The sequence below is a fragment of the Rossellomorea aquimaris genome (assembly GCF_001877785.1).
In the GTDB taxonomy this organism is placed as follows: domain Bacteria; phylum Bacillota; class Bacilli; order Bacillales; family Bacillaceae_B; genus Rossellomorea; species Rossellomorea aquimaris_A.
Map to the genome: position 1 here is coordinate 1 of NZ_MINN01000132.1, position 508 is coordinate 508.

2 pseudogenes are annotated in these 508 nt (G+C 43.3%); both read right to left on the reverse strand.

The features are described from left to right. Window positions 1-313: pseudogene (locus BHE18_RS20110) on the reverse strand (class I SAM-dependent methyltransferase); the annotation flags it as partial. After that, window positions 310-508: pseudogene (locus BHE18_RS23475) on the reverse strand (hypothetical protein); the annotation flags it as partial. The pseudogenes BHE18_RS23475 and BHE18_RS20110, both read right to left, overlap by 4 nt.

The window sequence follows — 508 nt, forward strand, 5'->3', positions numbered from 1 at the left end:
CCATCATTTCTTTTAGCAACACGCCTGAAGAATTATTGCCTTTGGATTTTGGCAACTTCCACCGATTCTTTATTTGATAACGGTTACGGCTTACTTCTTTCAAGTATCCAATCGATACGCCAATCGCTACCCATTGCGCGAGTAGTTGTTCATCAAGGTCAAGTGCATCGGCCACATCAAATTGTGTCATCGGCCGTTCAAATGACTTGAACAAATCTAATTCATATCCGACATAAGCATGCCAACTATACAAGAACGGCTCGTTGCGCTTCATATATGTTCTTGCTTTCACCATCTTCATTACATCGATCATCTAAATCCCTCCACTTTCCACGGGTAGTCATCTTCCGGTTTGTAGTATTTCAGCTCTTTTGTGCCTTCTGTTAATTCCTTTGCACGCACCGGCATAAACCCGCCTTGAATAAAGCGGTCCCGGACGTTCTCCTTCCACAGCAAAAAAAAAAACAACCCAGCACAACAACACAAGAACTCACACACATCGCCAACA